Below are 21,934 nucleotides of genomic sequence, written 5' to 3' on the forward strand. Positions count from 1 at the left end.
GTCCAATGATCGCGCGGCTCACAGCCGTTCGATGATCGTCACGTTGGCCTGTCCCCCGCCCTCGCACATGGTCTGCAGGCCGAACCGGCCGCCGGTGCGCTCCAGTTCGTGCAGCAGGGTCGTCATCAGCTTGACTCCGGTCGCGCCGAGCGGGTGGCCCAGCGCGATCGCGCCGCCGTTGACGTTGACCCGGTCGGGGTCGGCGCCGGTCTCCTTCAGCCAGGCCAACACGACCGGCGCGAAGGCCTCGTTGATCTCCACGAGGTCGATGGCGTCGATGGTCATGCCGGTCTTCTTCAGGGCGTGCGCGGTGGCGGGGATGGGCGCGGAGAGCATGCGGATCGGGTCCTCGCCGCGCACGGAGAGATGGTGCACGCGCGCGCGGGGCGTCAGCCCGTGCTCCCGTACCGCGCGCTCCGAGGCGAGCAGCATCGCCGCCGCCCCGTCGGAGACCTGCGAGGAGCAGGCGGCGGTGATGGTGCCGCCGTCGAGGACCGGCTTGAGTCCGGCCATCTTCTCCAGGGAGGTGTCCCGGCGCGGCCCCTCGTCGACGGCGACATGGCCGTAGGGCACGGTCTCCCGCTCGAAGCGGCCCTCGTCGATGGCCGAGAGTGCCCGCCGGTGCGAGCGGAGCGCGAACTCCTCCTGGTCCTCACGGCTGATCCCCCACTTCGCGGCGATCATCTCGGCGCCCGCGAACTGGTTCACCGGCCGGTCCCCGTACCGCGCCCGCCAGCCCTCGCTGCCCGCGAAGGGTCCCTGCGTGAAGCCGAGGGGCTCGGCGGCCTGCCGGGTGGCGAAGGCGATCGGGATCTGCGACATGTTCTGCACCCCGCCCGCGACCACCAGGTCCTGGGTGCCGGACAGCACGCCCTGGGCCGCGAAGTGCACGGCCTGCTGCGAGGAGCCGCACTGCCGGTCGATCGTCACGCCCGGCACCTCCTCGGGCAGCCCGGCCACCAGCCAGCAGGTCCGCGCGATGTCCCCGGCCTGCGGCCCGACCGCGTCAAGACACCCGAACACGACGTCCTCGACGGCGGCCGGATCGACACCCGACCGCGCGACCAGCTCCTTCAGCACATGCGCGCCGAGATCGGCCGGATGGACCCCGCTCAGCCCTCCCTTGCGCCGTCCCACGGGCGTACGGACCGCTTCGACGATGTAGGCCTCGGCCATGGCAACTCCCCAGACTCACCCTTGAGTTACGTGCGTACGGCGATCCCGTCCAGCACCATCGACAGGTACTGCCGGGCGATCTCCTCCGGGCTGTGCTGTCCGCCGGGCCGGTACCAGGACGCGGCCACCCACACCGTGTCGCGCACGAACCGGTAGGTGAGCCGGACGTCGAGGTCGGCCCGGAACACCCGGGCGGCGACCCCCCGTTCCAGCGTGGACAGCCACGCCTTCTCGAACTTGCGCTGCGACTCGGCCAGGAACGCGAACCGCTCCTGCGCGACGAGCTGTCTGCTCTCCTTCTGGTAGATCGCGACGGCGGCGCGGTGCCGGTCGATCTCCCGGAACGACTCGGTGACCAGGGCCGCCAGCGTCTCGCGGGGACCCGACTCGGCGTCCAGGACGGCGTCGTAGCCGCTCCAGAGCTCGTCGAGGAAGGTCCGCAGGATCTCCTCCAGCATCGATTCCTTGGAGTCGAAGTGGTAGTAGAGACTGCCCGCGAGCATGCCCGCGTGGTCCGCGATCTTGCGTACGGTGGTGGCGTTGTAACCCTGCTCGGCGAAGACCTCCGCGGCGGTGTCGAGGAGTTCGCGGCGGCGCGCGGGGGCGGCGGTCACCTGGGGCTTCTTCTTGGTCGGCACGCGACCATTGTCCAGCTACGCATGCTGGCTGCTGACGGAGACGATCTCGCCGGTCATGTACGAGGAGTAGCCGGAGGCGAGGAACACGATCACGTTGGCGACCTCCCAGGGCTCCGCGTACCGCCCGAACGCCTCGCGCGCGGTGAGCTGCTCCAGCAGCTCGGGCGTGGTCACCTTCGCCAGGTGCGCGTGCATGGCGAGGCTCGGCGAGACCGCGTTCACCCGCACCCCGTACGCCGCGGCCTCGATCGCCGCGCACCGGGTCAGCGCCATCACGCCCGCCTTGGCGGCCGCGTAGTGCGCCTGCCCGGCTTGCGCGCGCCAGCCCACCACAGAGGCGTTGTTGACGATGACCCCGGCGCCGGCCTCGCGCATCAGCCGCAGCGCCGCCCTGGTGCACCGGAACGTACCGTTGAGGGTGACGTCCAGGACCCGGCCCCACTGCTCGTCGGTCATGTCGACGAGGTCCGAAGTCCCGCCCAGGCCCGCGTTGTTGACGACGATGTCCAGCCGCCCGTGCGCGCGTACGGCCGCCTCGATGAGCGCCTGCACCTGGGTCTCGTCGGTCACGTCGCACGGCAGCGCGGTGACGGCGTCCGCTCCGAACTCCCCGGCCAGCTCCGCCTCGTGCTCCTTGAGCCGGCGCACATGCGCGTCGCTGATCAGCACGCGCGCGCCCTCCTCCAGGAAGCGCCGGGCGGTGGCGCCGCCGATGCCGGCGCCGGCGGCGGCCGTGATGACCGCGGCCCGTCCCGTCAGCAGCCCGTGCCCCGGCTCGTACGCCGGACTCTCGACGCCTGTCATGGGCCCACGCTAACCTACCAAACACTTGTTAGGGAAGGATGGCAGCCCATGGATCTCGCCTTCACGCAGGACGAGGACGCCTTCCGCGCCGAGGCCCGGGCGTGGCTCGCGGACCATGTGCCGAAGGTCGCGCTGCCGTCCCTGGAGACCGGGTCGGGCTTCGCGGCGCACCGCGCGTGGGAGGCCGAACTGGCCGCGGAGCGCTGGTCGGTCGTCAACTGGCCGGTGGAGTACGGCGGGCGGGGCGTCGGCCTGATCTCCTGGCTGGTCTTCGAGGAGGAGTACTGGGCGGCGGGCGCGCCGGGCCGGGTCGGGCAGAACGGGATCAGTCTGCTCGCGCCCACCCTCTTCGACCACGGGACGGCCGAGCAGCGGGCGCGTGTACTGCCGTCCATGGCCACCGGCGAGGTGGTCTGGGCGCAGGCGTGGTCGGAGCCCGAGGCCGGGTCCGATCTGGCCTCGCTGCGGTCCAAGGCCGTGCGCACGGACGGCGGTTGGCTGCTGAGCGGGCAGAAGACGTGGTCCTCGCGGGCCGCGTTCGCCGACCGCGCGTTCGGGCTTTTCCGCAGCGACCCGGACACCCCTAAGCCGCACCAGGGCCTGACCTACCTGATGTTCGACCTGCGCGCGCCCGGCGTCAGGGTCCGCCCGATCGGACGCCTGGACGGGAAGCCGGCGTTCGCGGAACTGTTCCTGGACGAGGTGTTCGTGCCGGACGAGGACGTGATCGGCGAGCCGGGCGCGGGCTGGCGGATCGCCATGTCGACGGCGGGCAACGAGCGGGGGCTGATGCTGCGCTCCCCCGGCCGCTTCCTGGCCGGCGCCCACCGGCTGGGCGAGTTGTGGCAGACGCAGGGCGCCCCGGAGCCGGTGCGGGACCGGGTCGCCGACGCGGTGATCGGCGCCCGCGCCTACCGCCTGTTCACCTACGCCCACGCCTCCCGCTTCCTCGACGGCGAGTCCCTCGGCGCGGAGTCCAGCCTGAACAAGGTGTTCTGGTCGGAGTACGACATCGCGCTGCACGAGACCGCCCTCGATCTCCTGGGCGAACAGGGCGAGTTGACGGAAACCGACTGGGCCGAGGGCTACGTCTTCTCCCTCGCCGGCCCCATCTACGCGGGCACGAACGAGATCCAGCGCGACATCATCGCCGAGCGCCTGCTCGGCCTGCCGAAGGGACGCCGCTGATGCGCTTCCTGCTCGACACGGAACAGCGCGCGTTCGCGACCTCCCTGGACGCGATGCTGACGTCCGCGGACACCCCGTCGGCGATCCGGTCCTGGAGCGCCGGCGACCACACACGCGGCTTCGACCTGTGGGGCCGTATCGCCGGGGCGGGAGTGTTCGCGCTGGCGATACCGGAGGCGTACGAGGGTCTGGGGCCCCGTCCTGTCGAACTGGCCGTCGCCTTCGTCGAGTTGGGCCGGCACGCGGTGCCGGGGCCGCTGGTGGAGACGGTGACGGCGGCGGCCCTGCTGACCGAACCGGGCCCGGCGAAGCGGTATCTGCCGGCGCTGGCCTCGGGCGAGACCGTGGCCACCCTCGCCACCGCGGGCGGCTACGCGCTGGACGGGGACGCGGCGAGCGCGTTGTTCACCCTGACCGACGGCGAACTGCGGCTCGCCCCCGGCCACGGCCCCGTACGCGCCTCGCTCGACCCCGCGCGGCGGCTGACGCTCCCGGCCACCGGCGGTGAACTCCTGCGCGCCGAGGCGCACTTCGGCGAGGCCCTCACCTGGGCCCGGCTCGCCACCGCCGCCCAGGCCCTCGGCGTCGGGCTCGCCCTGCTCGACCGGACCGTCGCCTACGTCAAGCAGCGCCTGCAGTTCGGCGTCCTCATCGGGTCGTTCCAGGCCGTCAAGCATCAACTGGCCGACGCCAAGATCGCGTTGGAGTTCGCGCGCCCCCTGCTGTTCGGCGCCGCGCTCACCCTGGACCCGGCCGACGTGGCAGCCGCCAAGGTCGCCGCCTGCGAGGCCGCGTACACGACCGCCCGTACGGCACTCCAACTGCACGGCGCGATCGGCTACACCGCGGAGTACGACCTCTCCCTCTGGCTGACCAAGGCCCGCGCCCTGCGCACCGCGTGGGGCGGCCCCGCCGAGTGCCGGGAGACGGTGCTCAGCGGTGGCGGTCGCCGCTGGTGAACGGCCTCAGTGGTGATGGTCGCCGCTGGTGAGCTCCTTGTACTCCTCCGGCGTCGGCTTCGGGATCCGTGACTCGGGTCCGAACATCGCCCGGGCCAGCTGGGCGCGGACCCGCTGGGAGAGCGTGACCTGTCGGCGTACACCGTTGGCGTCGACGAGCGGGCCGATCTCGTAGGCCGGGTCCTGCTCGTGCTGGGTGAGGGTGTGCAGCTGATCCTGCGGGAGTTGCTCGTGCACCTCGACGAACTCCCCGTGCGGCAGCCGCCGGATGACACCGGTCTCCCGGCCGTGCAGCACCTTGTCCCGGTCCCGGCGCTGCAGGCCCATGCAGAACCGTTTGGTGATCAGGAAGGCCAGCACCGGCACCACGAAGAAGCCGATCCGCACGAACCAGGTGATCGCGTTGATGGACAGGTGCAGATGCGTGGCCACGACGTCGTTGCCGCCGCCGATCAGCAGCACCCCGTACAGGCTGAGCCAGGCCACGCCGAGCGCGGTGCGCACGGGCGCGTTGCGCGGCCGGTCCAGGATGTGGTGCTCGCGCTTGTCGCCGGTGATCCACGCCTCGACGAACGGGTAGATGCCGAGGGCGAGCAGGATCAGCGGGAAGAGCGAGAAGGGGATCAGGACGCCCGGAATCAGGGTGTGGCCCCAGATGTTGATCTCCCAGCCCGGCATCACCCGGATCAGCCCCTCGGAGAAGCCGAGGTACCAGTCGGGCTGTGCGCCGGTGGTCACCAGGTCGGGCCGGTACGGTCCGAAGGCCCACACCGGGTTGATGCTGGCGATGCCGCCCATGATCGTCAGGACGCCGAAGACGAGGAAGAAGAAGCCACCCGCCTTCGCCATGTAGACGGGCAGGAAGGGCATGCCGACGACCGACTTCTGGTCACGGCCGGGCCCCGGGTACTGGGTGTGCTTGTGGTAGAAGACCAGGATCAGATGGGCCACCACCAGGCCCAGCATGATCCCGGGCAGCAGCAGCACGTGGATCGGGAAGAACCGCGAGATGATGTCGTGCCCCGGGAACTCGCCGCCGAACAGGAACATCGACAGATACGTGCCGACGATCGGGATCGACAGGATCGCGCCGTCGGCGAAGCGGACACCGGTGCCGGAGAGCAGGTCGTCCGGGAGCGAGTAGCCGGTCAGGCCGGTGATGATGCCGAGCATCAACAGGGTCCAGCCGAATATCCAGTTGACCTCGCGCGGCTTGCGGTAGGCGCCGGTGAAGAACACCCGCATCATGTGGATGAGCATGCCGGCGATGAAGACCACGGCCGCCCAGTGGTGGATCTGCCGGATCAGCAGCCCGCCGCGCACGTCGAAGCTGATGTCGAGCGAGGACTCGTAGGCCCGGGTCATGACGACACCGTTGAGCGGCTCGTACGAGCCGTGGTAGACGACCTCGACGCCGCTGGGCTCGAAGAACAGCGTGAGGTAGATGCCCGTCAGGATCAGGATGATGAAGCTGTAGAGGCAGATCTCGCCGAGCATGAAGGACCAGTGGTCCGGGAAGACCTTGCGCATGTTGGCCTTGGCGAGGCCGTAGAGCCCGAGCCGTCCGTCGGCCCAGTCGGCGAGCTTCTCGCCCTTCCCGGCCGAGCTTCGGCGGGCCGAACCACCCGTCCCCGCAGCCCCGTTGACCGATCGTGCCCCGTCCATGCAACAGCCTCCCCGTCGGATCAACATCAGGGTGGCACGAGGGCCGGACTTAGCCAACGGTGCGTGCAGCCTCTCCGCCCGGCCGACCCGTTTTCCTGATCACCCCCGGCGTTCGCTATTTTGTTCGCCGCCGCCCCCACCGGCTCACCCTTCCGCCCCACCCCTGTCCGAGGAGAGCCGGCCGTGGATTCCGAGTCCGCCGTCACCACCTGCTATCGCCATCCCAAGGTGGAGTCCCACGTCCGGTGCACCCGCTGCGAGCGGTACATCTGCCCCGACTGCATGCGGGATGCCGCCGTCGGCCACCAGTGCGTGGAGTGCGTACGAGAAGGCGCGCGGTCGGTGCGGCAGGCCCGGACGGCGTTCGGCGGGCGGATCTCGACGGTGCCGCTGGTGACGTACATCCTGATCGGGCTCAATGTGCTCGCCTACGTGGCCGAGGTGGCGCGGCCCGCGGTCGTGGACCGGTTCGAGATGCTGGGGCGTGGTCTGGTCGGGCCCGACGGCGGCCACTACGTGTGGCAGGCGGCGTACCCCGCCGCCTTCCACGCCGAGGGTGTCGTCGACGGCGAGTGGTACCGGCTGCTCACCAGCGCGTTCCTCCATCTCCCGCCCACCGGTGGGTCGTTCGGGATCCTGCACATCGTGATGAACATGGTGTCGCTGTGGAACATCGGGCGGGTCGTCGAGGCCCAGCTCGGCCGGGTCCGCTACCTCGCCCTCTATCTCCTGTCCGCGCTCGGCGGCTCGGTCCTGGTACTGCTGATCGCCCCCGACACCCCCACCCTCGGCGCGTCCGGCGCGATCTTCGGGCTCGGCGCCGCCTACTACGTCATGGCCCGCCGTCTGGGCGCCGACATGGCGACCGTCAACCGCTTCATGGCCGGCCTGCTGCTGTGGCTGGTGATCTCCGCGGGCCTCACCTCCTGGCAGGGCCACCTCGGCGGTCTGCTGGCCGGCAGCCTGGTGACGGTCGCCTACGCGTACGCCCCGCGCGACCGGCGCCGCCCCTTCGTCCAGGCCGGCGCCTGCGTGACGCTGCTCGCGCTGCTGGTCGTCCTGGCGCTGGCGAGGGTCGCGGAACTGAACGTGTGAGCGACCCGCGCGCGGGTCGCGACCGGCCCTGACCTAGTCTGTACGTCATGAGACGTGCCGGTTTCCTCCTGTTCGCGGCGATCCCCGTCGCCCTCGCGGTGGGGGTCTACTTCCTGCCCGCGGACGCGCCCGCCGCCTCCCACGACACGTCGAAGACCCCGTCCGCCACCACCTCGCGGGACGACAAGGCGATCGCCGATCTGCCGCCAGGACTCGCCGCGCCCGCGAAGAAGGAGCTGGCCCAGAAGCTGGTGGCGAGCGCGGAGAACTCGACCCTCGACTGGCGCAGCGCCTACGCGTACATCGAGGACATCGGCGACGGCCAGGGCTACACGGCCGGCCTCGTCGGCTTCTGCAGTGGCACCCACGACCTGCTCACCCTGGTCCAGCACTACACGAAGGCCCACCCGGACAACGGACTTGCCGCCTACCTCCCCGCCCTGCGCAAGGTCGACGGCACGGACTCGCACGAGGGCCTGGGCCCCGGCTTCACCGCCGCCTGGAAGGCCGAGGCGAAGCTGCCCGCGTTCCAGGCGGCCCAGGACGAGGAGCGCGACCGCGTCTACTTCGACCCGGCGGTCCGCCAGGCCAAGCTCGACGGCCTGGGCACCCTGGGCCAGTTCATCTACTACGACGCCATGGTCTTCCACGGCCCCGGCAACGACGCGACCAGCTTCCACGGCCTGCGCGAGCGCGCGATGCGGGAGGCGGACACCCCCGCCCAGGGCGGCTCGGAGAAGGCGTACCTGGACGTCTTCCTGGACATCCGCCGTGCGGCCATGAAGACCAAGCGCCCCGACCTCGACACCTCCCGCGTCGACACGGCCCAACGGCGGTTCCTGTACGACGGGAACCTGGACCTGAAGACCCCGCTGACGTGGCAGGTGTACGGGGAGACGTACAAGGTGCCCTAGCGGGCGCCGAGTTGGACCTGCGGTGGACATGCGGCGGCGCCTGCCCTTGTGTCCGGTCGGGGACATGTCGGGCAGACGCCGTCAGTCTTCCGTACGCCTTTGTACGGACGTCTTTGGTGAACCGTCAGACCATCAGGGCGCGGTCCGTCGGGCGGATCGGGGCCGGCAGGTCGCTGGCGCCGGCCAGGAAGCGGTCGCAGCCGCGGGCGGCCGAGCGGCCCTCGGCGATCGCCCACACGATGAGCGACTGGCCGCGGCCGGCGTCACCGGCGACGAAGACGCCCGGGACGTTGGTCTGGAATTCGGCGTCGCGGGCGATGTTGCCGCGCTCGTCGAGGTCCAGGCCGAACTGGTCGACCAGGCCGTTGTCCCGGTCGGTGCCGGTGAAGCCCATGGCGAGGGTGACCAGTTGGGCCGGGATCTTGCGCTCGCTGCCCGGCTTCGGGGTCAGTCGGCCCTCGATGAACTCGACCTCGGTGAGGTGCAGCCACTGGACGTTGCCGTCCTCGTCGCCCTCGAAGTGGGTGGTCGAGACGGAGTAGACCCGCTCGCCGCCCTCCTCGTGCGCGGACGTCACCTTGTAGAGCATCGGGAAGGTCGGCCACGGCTGGGAGACCGTGTTCCGCTCGTCGCCAGGGCGGGGCATGATCTCCAACTGCGTGACGGAGGCGGCGCCCTGACGGTGGGCGGTGCCCACGCAGTCGGCGCCGGTGTCGCCGCCGCCGATGACCACGACGTGCTTGCCCTCGGCCGAGATCGGGGAGGTGACGTAGTCGCCCTCCTGGACCTTGTTCGACAGCGGCAGGTACTCCATCGCCTGGTAGACGCCGGTCAACTCCCGCCCCGGGACGGGGAGATCACGCGCGGTGGTGGAACCGGCGGCGATCACGACGGCGTCGTAGCGCTTCTTCAGGTCGGTCGCCTTGAGGTCGACGCCGATCTCGATGCCGGTACGGAAGCGGGTGCCCTCCGCGCGCATCTGCTCGATACGCCGGTTGATGTGCCGCTTCTCCATCTTGAACTCGGGGATGCCGTACCGGAGAAGACCCCCGATGCGGTCCGCCCGCTCGTAGACGGCGACGGTGTGGCCCGCCCGCGTGAGCTGCTGGGCGGCGGCGAGGCCGGCCGGGCCCGAGCCGATCACGGCTACGGTCTTGCCGGACAGCCGCTCGGGGATCTGCGGGGCGACGTCACCGGTCTCCCACGCCTTGTCGATGATCGAGACCTCGACGTTCTTGATGGTGACGGCCGGCTGGTTGATGCCGAGCACACACGCCGACTCGCACGGAGCCGGGCACAACCGCCCCGTGAACTCGGGGAAGTTGTTCGTCGCGTGCAGCCGCTCCTGGGCCGCCGACCAGTCCTCGCGGTACGCGTAGTCGTTCCACTCGGGGATCAGGTTCCCCAGCGGACAGCCGTTGTGGCAGAACGGAATGCCGCAGTCCATGCACCGGCCGGCCTGCTTGCTGATGATCGGCAGCAGCGAGCCGGGGACGTAGACCTCGTTCCAGTCCTTCAGCCGTACGTCGACGGGACGGGACTTGGCGACCTCGCGCCCGTGGTTCAAAAAGCCCTTCGGGTCAGCCATTGATCGCCGCCTCCATCATCTTCTCGGTGATCTCGGACTCGGAGAGTCCCGCCTGCTCGGCGGCGTCCTTGGCGGCGAGCACTGCCTTGTACGTACTGGGGATGATCTTGGTGAAGCGCTCGACCGCGGTGTCCCACTCGGCCAGCAGCTTCTCGGCGACCGTCGAGGCGGTCTCCTCCTGGTGGCGGCGCACCACGTCGTGCAGCCACTGCTTGTCGGCGTCGTCCAGCTCCTGGATCGCGCTCAGGTTGCCGACGTTGACGTTGTCGCGGCGCAGGTCGATCACGTAGGCGATGCCGCCGGACATGCCGGCCGCGAAGTTGCGGCCCGTCTCGCCCAGGACCACCGCGTGACCGCCGGTCATGTACTCGCAGCCGTGGTCGCCCACGCCCTCCGAGACCACCGTGGCACCGGAGTTGCGGACACAGAACCGCTCGCCGGTACGACCGCGCAGGAACAGCTCGCCGCCGGTCGCGCCGTACGCGATGGTGTTGCCCGCGATCGTCGAGAACTCGGCGAGGTGGTCGGCGCCCCGGTCCGGGCGGACGACGACCCGGCCGCCGGAGAGGCCCTTGCCGACGTAGTCGTTGGCGTCGCCCTCCAGGCGCAGCGTGACACCGCGCGGCAGGAAGGCGCCGAAGGACTGGCCCGCCGAGCCCGTGAAGGTGATGTCGATGGTGTCCTCGGGCAGTCCCGCCCCGCCGAACTTCTTCGTCACCTCGTGGCCGAGCATCGTGCCGACCGTGCGGTTGATGTTGCGGATCGCGACCTGCGCGCGCACCGGCTGGGCGTCGGTGGCGCTGGACGCGGCCAGGGCGTCGGCGGCGAGCTTGATCAGCTCGTTGTCGAGCGCCTTCTCCAGGCCGTGGTCCTGCGAGATGACCTGGTGCAGCGCCGCGCCCTCGGGCATCTCGGGCACGTAGAACAGCGGGGCCAGGTCCAGGCCCTGCGCCTTCCAGTGGTTGACGGCGCGCTCGACGTCGAGCGTGCCGGCCTGGCCGACGGCCTCCTCGATGGTGCGGAAGCCCAGCTCGGCGAGGATCTCGCGGACCTCCTCGGCGATGAACTTGAAGAAGTTCACGATGTACTCGGCCTTGCCCGCGAACCGGTCGCGCAGCACCGGGTTCTGGGTGGCGATGCCGACCGGGCAGGTGTCCAGGTGGCAGACGCGCATCATGACGCAGCCGGAGACGACGAGCGGCGCGGTCGCGAAACCGAACTCCTCGGCGCCCAGCAGCGCGGCGATGACGACGTCACGGCCGGTCTTCAGCTGACCGTCGGTCTGGACGACGATGCGGTCGCGAAGTCCGTTGAGCAGCAGGGTCTGCTGGGTCTCGGCGAGGCCCAACTCCCAAGGTCCACCGGCGTGCTTGAGGGACGTGAGCGGCGAAGCGCCCGTACCGCCGTCGTGCCCGGAGATGAGGACGACGTCCGCGTGCGCCTTCGACACACCAGCGGCGACCGTGCCGACACCGACCTCGGAGACCAGCTTGACGTGGATCCGCGCCTGCGGGTTCGCGTTCTTCAGGTCGTGGATCAGCTGGGCCAGGTCCTCGATGGAGTAGATGTCGTGGTGCGGCGGCGGCGAGATGAGCCCGACACCCGGCGTCGAGTGACGCGTCTTGGCGACCCACGGGTAGACCTTGTGGCCGGGCAGCTGACCGCCCTCGCCGGGCTTGGCGCCCTGGGCCATCTTGATCTGGATGTCGTCCGCGTTGACGAGGTACTCGGAGGTGACGCCGAAGCGGCCGGAGGCGACCTGCTTGATGGCGCTGCGCCGGGCCGGGTCGTACAGCCGGTCCGCGTCCTCGCCGCCCTCACCGGTGTTGGACTTGCCGCCCAGCTGGTTCATGGCGATGGCGAGGGTCTCGTGCGCCTCGCGCGAGATGGAGCCGTAGGACATGGCGCCGGTGGAGAAGCGCTTGACGATCTCGGAGACGGGCTCGACCTCGTCGATGGAGATCGGCTCACGGCCGCTCTTGAAACCGAACAGACCGCGCAGCGTCATCAGGCGCTCGGACTGCTCGTTCACGCGGTCCGTGTACTTCTTGAAGATGTCGTAGCGGTTGGCGCGCGTGGAGTGCTGGAGGCGGAAGACCGTCTCCGGGTCGAACAGGTGCGGCTCGCCCTCCCGGCGCCACTGGTACTCGCCACCTATGTCGAGCGCGCGGTGCGCGGGCGCGATGCCGGAGGCCGGGTACGCCTTGGCGTGCCGGGCGGCGACCTCCTTGGCGATGACGTCGATGCCGACGCCGCCGATCTTGGTGGCGGTGCCGCTGAAGTACGTGTCGACGAAGGTCCGGTCGAGGCCGACGGCCTCGAAGACCTGGGCGCCGCGGTAGGAGGCGACGGTCGAGATGCCCATCTTGGACATGACCTTCAGGACGCCCTTGCCGAGCGCGTAGATCAGGTTGCGGATGGCCTGCTCGGGCTCGATGCCGGGCAGGAAGGTACCCGCGCGGACCAGGTCCTCGACGGACTCCATCGCCAGGTACGGGTTGACGGCGGCGGCGCCGAAGCCGATCAGCAGGGCGACGTGGTGGACCTCGCGGACGTCACCGGCCTCGACCAGCAGGCCCACCTGGGTGCGCTGCTTGGTGCGGATGAGGTGGTGGTGGACGGCCGCGGTGAGCAGCAGCGACGGGATCGGCGCGTGCTCGGCGTCGGAGTGGCGGTCCGACAGGACGATCAGCCGAGCGCCGTTGTCGATGGCCGCGTCGGCCTCGGTGCAGATCTCCTCGATGCGCGCGGCGAGGGCGTCGCCGCCGCCGGAGACCCGGTACAGACCGGACAGGGTCGCGGCCTTGAAGCCGGGCATGTCCCCGTCGGCGTTGACGTGGATGAGCTTGGCCAGCTCGTCGTTGTCGATCACCGGGAAGGGCAGGGTGACGCTGCGACACGAGGCGGCCGTCGGCTCAAGGAGGTTGCTCGCGGGGCCCAGGGACGAGCGCAGCGAGGTCACGAGCTCCTCGCGGATCGCGTCCAGCGGCGGGTTGGTGACCTGCGCGAACAGCTGGGTGAAGTAGTCGAACAGCAGCCGGGGGCGCTCGCTCAGCGCGGCGATCGGCGAGTCCGTACCCATCGAACCGATCGGCTCGGCACCGGCCTTGGCCATCGGCGCGATGATGACGCGCAGCTCCTCCTCGGTGTAACCGAAGGTCTGCTGGCGGCGGGTGACCGAGGCGTGGGTGTGGACGATGTGCTCGCGCTCGGGCAGGTCGCCCAGCTCGATCTCGCCGGCCTCGATCCAGTCGGCGTACGGCTTCTCGGCGGCGAGTTCCGCCTTGATCTCGTCGTCCTCGATGATGCGGTGCTCGACGGTGTCGACGAGGAACATGCGGCCGGGCTGGAGGCGGCCCTTGCGGACGACCTTGGCCGGGTCGATGTCGAGGACGCCGACCTCGGAGCCGAGGACGACCAGGCCCTCGTCGGTGACCCAGTAGCGGCCGGGGCGCAGACCGTTGCGGTCGAGGACCGCGCCGACCTGCTTGCCGTCGGTGAAGGTGACGCAGGCCGGACCGTCCCAGGGCTCCATCATCGTGGAGTGGAAGGTGTAGAAGGCGCGTCGGGCCGGGTCCATGGAGTCGTGGTTCTCCCACGCCTCCGGGATCATCATCAGCACGGAGTGCGGCAGCGAACGGCCGCCCAGGTGCAGGAGTTCGAGCACCTCGTCGAAGGACGCCGAGTCGGAGGCGTCCGGCGTACAGATCGGGAAGACGCGCTCCAGGCCGTTGTCACCGAAGAGGTCCGAGGCGATCTGGGACTCGCGGGCCGCCATCCAGTTGCGGTTGCCCTTGACGGTGTTGATCTCACCGTTGTGCGCGACGAAGCGGTACGGGTGCGCCAGCGGCCACGACGGGAAGGTGTTCGTGGAGAAGCGGGAGTGCACGAGCGCGATCGCGGAGGCGAAGCGGCGGTCGGACAGGTCCGGGAAGAAGGGCTCCAGCTGGCCGGTGGTCAGCATGCCCTTGTAGACGATCGTCCGCGCGGACAGCGACGGGAAGTAGATGCCGACCTCGTGCTCGGCGCGCTTGCGCAGCACGAAGGCCCTGCGGTCCAGGACGATGTCCTTCGACTCGCCGTCGGTGACGAAGATCTGCCGGAAGGCGGGCATCGTCGAACGGGCGGTGGCACCGAGGAGTTCGGGAGCGACCGGCACGTCACGCCAGCCGAGGACGGTGAGGCCCTCCTCGGCCGCGATCGTCTCGATCTGTGAGACGGCGTCCTGAAGGGTGTCCTCCGGCAGGAAGGCGATGCCGACCGCGTACCCGCCCGCCTCGGGCAGCTCGAATTCGGCCACCTCGCGGAAGAACGCGTCGGGAACCTGGGACAGGATGCCGGCGCCGTCGCCGGAGTCGGGCTCGGAGCCGGTGGCGCCGCGGTGCTCAAGGTTCCGCAGGACCGTCAGGGCCTGCTCGACCAGGGTGTGGGACGCCTCGCCGGTGAGGGTGGCCACGAAGCCGACGCCACACGCGTCGTGCTCGTTGCGGGGGTCGTACATACCCTGCGCAGCAGGGCGAGCATCCATGAAGGCCCAGTTCTGGCCATTCTCGGAATGCTGGGACGGCTGGCGCGGCGTACGCATCGGCTCTCCCGTCGTCGTCTCAAGTGGCATATGCATATTGCCGAGGGACGACGTTGGCCCTCTGCGGAGTGCAAAATTTCGTGCAGGTTACATGATGGGGCGGTTCTCGGGAACCGGATACTGCGTTCCAACATGCGGACGCCACGGGGTCACGGTGGGGGTACCGGGCCCGGCGACGGAAGCTATAGGGGACCTGAGCGGACAGATCGGTGCCCGTCGGTCCGAGCGCGAGAAGGGCGGCGTCGCCCACCTCGCGGATGCGCGACAGGCCTCATTGCCCGCAGCGCTTACGGCTCATGCCCGGTGGTTAACCATTCGAAACCAGCGAGTAACGGCTACTTATGCAGATCGCCGCATAAGTAGCGGTCCCCCTATCCTACGGCCGTCCCGAACAGCCCGCCCAGGGCGTACGTCACACCGGCCGCCGCACCCCCGAGCGCGAGCTGCCGCAGTCCACTGAACCACCAGCTGCGCGCCGTCACCCTCGCCACCACGGCCCCGCACGCGAACAGCCCGACCAGCGCGAGCAGCACCGCCGGCCACAGCGAGGTCGCACCGAGCAGATACGGAAGTACGGGCAGCAGGGCCCCCAGCGCGAAGGCCCCGAACGACGACACGGCCGCGACCGTCGGCGACGGCAGATCACCCGGGTCGACACCGAGCTCCTCGCGCGCGTGGATCTCAAGGGCGAGCTCGGGATCGCGAGACAGCTGCCCGGCAACCTCACGGGCAAGATGGGCATCGACGCCCCGCGCCTCATAGAGCGCGGCCAGCTCGGCCTCCTCGTCCTTCGGATGCTTCCGCAGCTCCCTGCGCTCCACATCCAACTCGGCCTCGACGAGCTCGCGCTGCGAGGCCACGGAGGTGTACTCACCGGCGGCCATGGAGAAGGCGCCGGCGGCGAGCCCCGCAAGACCGGTGAGCACGATCGCCTGATGACCGACGGCACCACCGGCGACACCGGTCATCAGGGCCAGGTTGGACACAAGTCCGTCCATCGCCCCGAACACGGCAGGCCGCAACCACCCTCCCGTCACATCCCGATGCGTGTGGTTGTCACGGTGCGCCTCATGAAGGGCGGCCTCGGTCTCGATGATGGCCATGCGTGGATCTCCCGAACAGCTAAGCCAAAGCTAACCTTAGACAGTTTCTACTTCTGGATAGCACCAAGATACACGCCCCCATTCCCTTCCACCACGAAGGAAAGGCTCCGCTAACCTGCGGCTTTGCCGTCCACCGCTCACCCGTGCGATGCCCCGCCCAGATGTCGACCGGGTGACATGAAGCCCCTGGACGCTCAGGTCAACCGCCGATGGTGGGACACATCCGCAAAGGTGCCGCGCCCTGTGCGGCCCCCTCCCGGAGAGGCCGTCCATGACGTCGATCGCCTGCATCCCCCCGGCCCCGGCCCCCGGGAACGCCCCCGAACTCCGCGAGCGAGCCCGCGGCGCCCTGCTCGGCCTGGCCGTGGGAGACGCCCTCGGAGCCCCCGCCGAGAACATGAAGCCCTCCGAGATCCGCGCCCGCTGGGGCCGCATCACGGGATACGTGGCCGAGGAACCGGCGGGCACGGACGACACGGAGTACGCGATCTTCTCGGGCCTCCTCCTGGCCCGCCACGGCTCGGCCCTCACCCCGTCCCACGTGGAGGCGGCCTGGCACGAGTGGATCGCGGACCGGGACGAGGGCCCCTTCCGGGGCGCGGGCTTCAGCGAACGCGGAACCCTGGAGAACCTCCGCCGCGGCCTGGCCGCCCCCATCTCCGCCCAGCACCGCCACGCGTGGAGCGACGGCCTGGCGATGCGCGCGGCCCCCTTCGGCGTCTTCGCCGCGGGCCGCCCGGCGGAAGCGGCCCGCCTGGTGGCGATCGACGGTTCGGTCAGCCACGACGGCGAGGGCATCTACGGCGGCCAGGCGGTGGCGGCGGGTGTGGCAGCAGCGATGGCGGGCGCCCCCACCATCGCGGTGGTCGCCTCAGCCCTGGCCGTGATCCCGGACGACTCCTGGACAGCCCGCTCCCTACGCCGAGCGGTGGCCGTGGCCCACCGAGGCGAACGCGCCGTCCGCTCCGCGGTGGTCATCGGCGGCTACCCCTGGACCGACCTGGCCCCCGAGGCGGTGGCCCTGGCCTTCGGCGCGTACGCGGCAGCGGACGGCGACTTCGTGGAGTCCGTCCTCACAGCGGTCAACATGGGCCGCGACGCGGACACGACAGCGGCGGTTGCGGGGGCGTTGGCGGGTGCGACGCGGGGGGTGTCGTCGATCCCGGAGGAGTGGGCGACGGGGATCGGTCCGGCGAGGGGAAGCTGTCTGCCGGCGATGGCCGGGCAGCATGTGCTGGAGGTTGCGGACCTGCTGACGCGGGACATGTCCAGGGGATACGACGACGCTCAGCCGACGGTCGAAGAGTCAGGGGCGACCCGATGAGGCCGCCGGGCCCATGGGCCGAGGGCACGGGCACGGGCACGGGCACACCCACGATCACTCCGCCCACCGACGAGCGGACGTCCTCTGTCTCTGCGCCCACCGCCGAGCCGACGCCTTCTGCCTCTCCGCCCACCAACGAACCAACGTCCGCGGCGAAGCCGATCGAGCCGGAGGCCGCCGACGGCGGGGGCGCCCCACAGGGGCCACCGGCACCCGACAACGAAAGTTGTACGGGTGGTGCGGGTGGGAACATCCGGGCCGAAGGCGAAGCCGAGGCCGCACACCGCACCCAACCTCACCGCATCACCGGCCTCCTGCTGGGCCTGGCCGCAGGCGACGCCGCCGGCTGGCCCTCAGCAAGACACCGAGCAACCCGCATGCCCCAATGGACCCGCCGCCTGACCCGCGAACTGGACACCTTCGCCGAACAGAACGCGACCACGACCCTCCCCGTCCCCATCGCCCTGAACCAACCCCCCGAGCCCCTGAAACTCGGCCCCTCCGACGACGCGGAATGGGCAGCCTTCGCCGCAGAAGCCCTCCTGAGAGCCGGCGACAACACGGCCTTGGGCGACCTCAGCAAGGAACGCCGCACAAGAGCAGCCATCGACCTCACCTGGAACGCCCTCGCCGCCGAAGTAGCCGCCGCAGCAAACCGCGCCCCGGAAGTCGAATCCGCCGTCCTCCCCCTGCGCGCCCGCATCTCCGTCAGGGCAGGCCTGGGCAACCTGGCCGCCGGCCTACGCCCACCCGCCACCGGCCACGACAACCCGCACTACTTCGACGACGCGGCCTGCGTAAGAGCCTGCGTCCTGGCGGTAGCCCACCCCGGCGACCCCGAACGCGCCGCCGCACTGGCCGAGTTCGATGCCCGCTACACCCAGGACGGCGACGGCGTACACGGAGCAAGGGCGATGGCAGCAGCCGTATCCCTGGCCCTGACCGGGGCCGACGTAAAAACCTGCGTATCAGCGGCCCTGGCCGAACTCCCCGAATCCACAGAGATCGGCCGCAACGCCCGCCACGCACTGAACCTGGCACAGAACAGCGAGAGCGCCTTCGCTCTGATCCCCCTCCTGGAACACCAAATCGTCGACCACGTCTACAGCTACGGCATCGCCGCAGCCGAAACCGTCCCGGTCGCCCTGGCCCTGGCAACCGCCGCACAGGGCCGTATCGCCGAAGCGGTCCCCGCCGCGGCCTGCCTCTCCCGCGTGGCCGACTCCGCCCCAGCCCTGGCCGGCGCCCTCACCGGCGCACTGAGCGGCGGCGACGCCATCCCCGCCCCCTGGCGGGACGCCTGCCGCACCCTCTCCGGCTGCGCACTCCCCCGCCTCACCGGCACCGACCTGGTGGAACTCGCCGGACTCCTGGAAGCCGCACAACCGGCCCTGCCGGGTGGATGATTCGCGGCATGAAACCCAAACAACTACAAACCATCCCCAACCAACCAGAAACAACTCTTGAGGACCGAATCACCGGAGCCCTGGTGGGCGCCGCAGTCGGCGACGCCCTCGGCGGCCCCGTCGAGGGCTACTCCCCCGACCAGATCCTCGAACGCCACGGCGGCCGCGTCCACGGCATCGTCGGCCCCTGGAACGGCGACGACTGGCGCACGGCCCGCCCCATCGCCCCGTACCACAAGGGCGACGGCCACGTCACCGACGACACCTTGATGACGCACGCGCTGATCCGCGTCTACGCAAAGGTCCGCGACCACCTGGACGCGTACGCGATCGCCGACCACCTGGTCCCCGACCTGATGACGAACCCGCGCTGGATCCCGGAGTTGGAGGCGGAGGCCCTCCCCCTGCACCGCCTCTTCCTCGCGGAGAAATGGCTGGTGGCCCGCCTCCACTACGGCCACGCAGACCCACGCGAGGCCGGCGTCGGCAACATCGTCAACTGCGGTGCCGCGATGTACATGGCCCCGGTCGGCCTGGTCAACGCGGCGAACCCGGCGGGCGCGTACGCGGAGGCCCTCGACATCGCGTCAGCCCACCAGTCGTCGTACGGCCGTGAGGCGGCGGCGGTCTTCGCCGCGGCGGTGGCTGCGGCCTGCGTGCCGGGCGCGAACCCGGATTCGGTGGTGGCCGCCTGTCTCGCCCTGGCGAAGGACGGTACCCGCACCGCCATCGAACGGGTCTGCGAAGTGGCCTCCCGTTACTCGGACTTCGAGTCGGCGCTGGTTCCACTGCGGGAGGCGGTGGCGCCGTACGACACGGTGGGCCCCGACTACCGCTCCCCCTCCCTGGATGCCCGACGCCCCTCCCGCACCCGAGCGATCGAGGAACTCCCCGTCGCCTTGGGCATGTTGGTGCTCTCCGGCGGCGACTCCCGCCACGCGGTGCTGGGTTCGGTGAACTACGGCCGGGACTGCGACTCGATCGCGACGATGGCGGGCGCGGTGGCCGGAGCCCTGGGTTCACCGGTCCCGCAGGACTGGTCGAAGACGGTCTCGGAGGCCAGCCGCCTGGACCTCTGGGAACCGGCGACGACCCTCACCGAGGTCACCCGCGAACTCTTCGAACGCGACATCCGCCGACGTCGGACCCACGAGGCGGCGTTCACCGAGATCGGGGGCATGAGATGTTCCGGCTGACCTGGGTCCAGCCGGAGGACCTGCTGGGCCACGAGTTGCGCCAGGCCGTCCAGGACGGGCGCGAGCCGTCGGCGATCGCGGCACGGTGGCGGACGGCGGGAGGTCCGGAGGCACCGGCACGAGCGGGCGCGTCGCCGGAACCGGCGTCCCGCTACCTTCGGATGCTGGCCGAGGACTTGCTGGACGAACTGGCGGACCTGCCAAGCAAGTTGGCCGAGTCGGAGCCCACAGACCTCGCAAAAATCAAGGCGAGCTGCCCCAACTGGCCCGCCCCGGCCAACTGCCCCCACCCCGCCCAAGCTGCGCCCACCCCGCTCGCCCTGGAAGCCGCCTGGCTGGGCCGAGCCATCGGCTGTCTCCTGGGCAAGCCAGTGGAAAAACTCCCCCTCACCGCAATCCGCCACCTAGCCAAATCCACCGGCAACTGGCCCCTGACCACCTACTTCACGGCAAAGGGCGTCCCCCCGGACCTTCTCACCACCCACCCCTGGAACCGCCGCTCCGCCCCCACCTCCCTCGCCGAGAACATCGACGGCATGCCAGAGGACGACGACCTCAACTACCCCCTGTTGAACCTCCTGTTGCTGCAACGCCACGGCAAGGACTTCACCCCCACGGACATGGCGAAGCTCTGGCTGGACGAACTCCCCGCCGGCCGCACCTTCACCGCGGAACGCATCGCCTACCGCAACCTCCTCACCGGCATCGAACCCCCGCAGACCGCCCACCACCGCAACCCCTTCCGCGAATGGATCGGCGCCCTCATCCGCGCGGACATGCACGGCTGGACCAACCCCGGCGGCCCCGCCGCCGCAGCGGAACAGGCCCACCGAGACGCCACCTTCACCCACACCGCCAACGGCGTCTACGCGGCGATGTTCATCGCGGCCACCATCGCCCAGGCAACCACCGGCACCCACGACATCCACGCCTGCCTCCGCACCGGCCTCACCGTGGTCCCACCCCGCTCCCGCCTGGCCCGAGCCATCCACCACGCGATCCAACTCGCCCGGAAACACGAGGACTTCGACACCGTCGTGGACGAACTCCACGCCGCCTACGCCCCCACCCACCACTGGGTCCACGCCATCCCCAACACCGCCCTGATCACCGCCGCCCTCGCCCACGCGAACGGCGACTTCACCGGCTCCATCTCCCGTGCGGTGGGCGGCGGTTGGGACACCGACTCCAACGGCGCCACCGCAGGCAGCATCGCCGCCCTCCTCGCCGGCACCCCCACCGCCCTCCCCGACCACTGGACGACCCCGCTGAAGAACCGACTCGCCACCTCCGTCGGCGACTTCGACGGCACCGGCTTCGACACCCTGGCCCACCTCACCCACCGGGAGGCTTCCCGCCCATGACCCACATCGTCGTACTGGGCAGCACGAACATGAACCTGGTCGCCTACGTCGACAAGGCGCCGGAGCGCGGAGAGACCGTGACGGGACGGGAGTTCCGTACGATCCCCGGCGGCAAGGGCGCCAACCAGGCGATCGCCGCCGCCCGCGCGGGCGCCATCGTGACGATGATCGGCGCCGTCGGAAACGACGCGTACGGCACCCAACTCCGCTCCGCCCTCGAACACTCCGGCGTCGACACCGACCTCCTGCGCACGATCGACACCCCCTCCGGCACCGCCCACATCGTCGTGGACGACGAGGGCGGCAACGCGATCGTGGTGATCCCCGGCGCCAACGGCACCGTCGACCACCTCGCCCCCGGCGACGAGGCCCTCATCGCCACCGCCGACGCCCTGCTCCTGCAGTTGGAGATCCCGCTCGCGGCGGTGGTCGCGGGCGCGCAGGCGGCCCGCGCGCACGGCGTCCGGACGATCCTCACCCCCGCCCCGGCCCAGCCACTCCCATCCGAACTCCTCGCCGCCGTCGACCTGTTGGTGCCCAACGAGCACGAGGCCACCACCCTCACCGGCCTCGCCGACCCGATCGCCGCGGCCACCGCCCTGCTCGACAGCGTGCCGGCGGCCGTCGTCACCCTCGGCCCGGCGGGCAGCCTCTACGTCGCCCGGGGCGCCGAACCCCTCGCCGTCCCCGCACCCGAGGTGACCGCCGTCGACTCGACCGGCGCCGGCGACACCTACGTAGGCGCCCTCGCGGTGGCCCTCGCCGAGGAGCGGCCGATCCGGGAGGCACTCAAGTGGGCAGCGGCGGCAGCCGCGTTGTCGGTGCAGCGGGCGGGCGCGTCGGCGTCGATGCCGTACCGCTCCGAGATCGAGGCGGGCTACGCCTCATGAACACCGAGAGCACTGAGAGCACTGGGAACATTGGGAGCA

Annotated in this window: 16 protein-coding genes; 9 read left to right on the forward strand and 7 right to left on the reverse strand. The window is 70.6% G+C overall.

The window, feature by feature from the left end; translation table 11 throughout:
- Nucleotides 1-18: 18 nt before the first annotated feature.
- From M2283_RS18075 to M2283_RS18085, 3 genes are read right to left on the reverse strand one after another with little or no spacing between them, the layout of a single operon-like run.
- The gene (locus tag M2283_RS18075) at nucleotides 19-1,176 is read right to left on the reverse strand and encodes an acetyl-CoA C-acetyltransferase (RefSeq protein ID WP_280877286.1); all 1,158 of its coding nucleotides are present in this window, start codon (nucleotides 1,174-1,176) and stop codon (nucleotides 19-21) included.
- A 26-nt stretch (nucleotides 1,177-1,202) separates the two neighbouring features.
- Nucleotides 1,203-1,814 carry a TetR/AcrR family transcriptional regulator gene (locus tag M2283_RS18080; RefSeq protein ID WP_280877287.1) on the reverse strand — a complete coding sequence of 204 codons (612 nt, stop codon included), beginning with the start codon at nucleotides 1,812-1,814 and terminating at the stop codon, nucleotides 1,203-1,205.
- Between the two features lie 15 nt (nucleotides 1,815-1,829).
- Nucleotides 1,830-2,618 carry an SDR family oxidoreductase gene (locus M2283_RS18085; protein ID WP_280877288.1) on the reverse strand — a complete coding sequence of 263 codons (789 nt, stop codon included), beginning with the start codon at nucleotides 2,616-2,618 and terminating at the stop codon, nucleotides 1,830-1,832.
- A gap of 48 nt (nucleotides 2,619-2,666) precedes the next feature.
- Between M2283_RS18085 and M2283_RS18090 the strand changes: the two genes are divergently transcribed.
- Together M2283_RS18090 and M2283_RS18095 are read left to right on the forward strand one after the other, a co-directional pair.
- Nucleotides 2,667-3,806 (forward strand): acyl-CoA dehydrogenase family protein, encoded by a 1,140-nt coding sequence (locus M2283_RS18090; RefSeq protein ID WP_280877289.1) that lies wholly within the window; start codon nucleotides 2,667-2,669, stop codon nucleotides 3,804-3,806.
- Nucleotides 3,806-4,765 carry an acyl-CoA dehydrogenase family protein gene (locus M2283_RS18095; RefSeq protein WP_280877290.1) on the forward strand — a complete coding sequence of 320 codons (960 nt, stop codon included), beginning with the start codon at nucleotides 3,806-3,808 and terminating at the stop codon, nucleotides 4,763-4,765. Before M2283_RS18090 ends, M2283_RS18095 begins: the two co-directional genes overlap by 1 nt.
- Before the next feature lie 6 nt (nucleotides 4,766-4,771).
- Here the strand turns inward: M2283_RS18095 and qcrB are convergent, their stop codons facing one another.
- Nucleotides 4,772-6,430, reverse strand: coding sequence for a cytochrome bc1 complex cytochrome b subunit (gene qcrB / locus M2283_RS18100; protein WP_280877291.1), 1,659 nt, complete (start codon nucleotides 6,428-6,430; stop codon nucleotides 4,772-4,774).
- Nucleotides 6,431-6,613: 183 nt separating this feature from the next.
- On the opposite strand from qcrB, the gene M2283_RS18105 reads away from it, so the two are divergent.
- A complete protein-coding gene (locus M2283_RS18105; RefSeq protein WP_280877292.1) occupies nucleotides 6,614-7,525 on the forward strand; it encodes a rhomboid family intramembrane serine protease in 912 nt (303 codons plus the stop codon).
- A gap of 47 nt (nucleotides 7,526-7,572) precedes the next feature.
- The gene (locus M2283_RS18110; RefSeq protein WP_280877293.1) at nucleotides 7,573-8,439 is read left to right on the forward strand and encodes a chitosanase; all 867 of its coding nucleotides are present in this window, start codon (nucleotides 7,573-7,575) and stop codon (nucleotides 8,437-8,439) included.
- A 124-nt stretch (nucleotides 8,440-8,563) separates the two neighbouring features.
- Here the strand turns inward: M2283_RS18110 and M2283_RS18115 are convergent, their stop codons facing one another.
- The 3 genes from M2283_RS18115 to M2283_RS18125 form a co-directional block, all read right to left on the reverse strand.
- A complete protein-coding gene (locus M2283_RS18115) occupies nucleotides 8,564-10,027 on the reverse strand; it encodes a glutamate synthase subunit beta (protein WP_280877294.1) in 1,464 nt (487 codons plus the stop codon).
- Complete coding sequence (gltB, locus tag M2283_RS18120) at nucleotides 10,020-14,612, reverse strand: glutamate synthase large subunit (protein ID WP_280877295.1); 4,593 nt, start codon at nucleotides 14,610-14,612, stop codon at nucleotides 10,020-10,022. The genes M2283_RS18115 and gltB overlap by 8 nt, the downstream gene beginning before the upstream one ends.
- A 371-nt stretch (nucleotides 14,613-14,983) precedes the next feature.
- Complete coding sequence (locus M2283_RS18125) at nucleotides 14,984-15,715, reverse strand: VIT1/CCC1 transporter family protein (protein ID WP_280877296.1); 732 nt, start codon at nucleotides 15,713-15,715, stop codon at nucleotides 14,984-14,986.
- 271 nt (nucleotides 15,716-15,986) lie between these two features.
- Here M2283_RS18125 and M2283_RS18130 point away from each other — a divergent pair, with 271 nt between their 5' ends.
- The 5 genes from M2283_RS18130 to rbsK are packed head-to-tail and all read left to right on the forward strand — an operon-like array spanning nucleotide 15,987 to nucleotide 21,895.
- On the forward strand, nucleotides 15,987-17,039 hold the full coding sequence (locus M2283_RS18130) for an ADP-ribosylglycohydrolase family protein (RefSeq protein WP_280877297.1): 1,053 nt from the start codon (nucleotides 15,987-15,989) through the stop codon (nucleotides 17,037-17,039).
- Complete coding sequence (locus M2283_RS18135) at nucleotides 17,036-18,445, forward strand: ADP-ribosylglycohydrolase family protein (protein WP_280877298.1); 1,410 nt, start codon at nucleotides 17,036-17,038, stop codon at nucleotides 18,443-18,445. The genes M2283_RS18130 and M2283_RS18135 overlap by 4 nt, the downstream gene beginning before the upstream one ends.
- 8 nt (nucleotides 18,446-18,453) lie before the next feature.
- Entirely contained in the window at nucleotides 18,454-19,641 is a 1,188-nt protein-coding gene (locus tag M2283_RS18140) for an ADP-ribosylglycohydrolase family protein (RefSeq protein WP_280877299.1), read from the forward strand.
- Nucleotides 19,629-21,005, forward strand: coding sequence for an ADP-ribosylglycohydrolase family protein (locus tag M2283_RS18145; RefSeq protein ID WP_280877300.1), 1,377 nt, complete (start codon nucleotides 19,629-19,631; stop codon nucleotides 21,003-21,005). Before M2283_RS18140 ends, M2283_RS18145 begins: the two co-directional genes overlap by 13 nt.
- Nucleotides 21,002-21,895 carry a ribokinase gene (gene rbsK, locus M2283_RS18150; RefSeq protein ID WP_280877301.1) on the forward strand — a complete coding sequence of 298 codons (894 nt, stop codon included), beginning with the start codon at nucleotides 21,002-21,004 and terminating at the stop codon, nucleotides 21,893-21,895. The genes M2283_RS18145 and rbsK overlap by 4 nt, the downstream gene beginning before the upstream one ends.
- Nucleotides 21,896-21,934 lie beyond the last annotated feature (39 nt).

Origin of the sequence: Streptomyces pseudovenezuelae (assembly GCF_029892565.1) — a bacterium.
GTDB lineage: Bacteria > Actinomycetota > Actinomycetes > Streptomycetales > Streptomycetaceae > Streptomyces > Streptomyces pseudovenezuelae_A.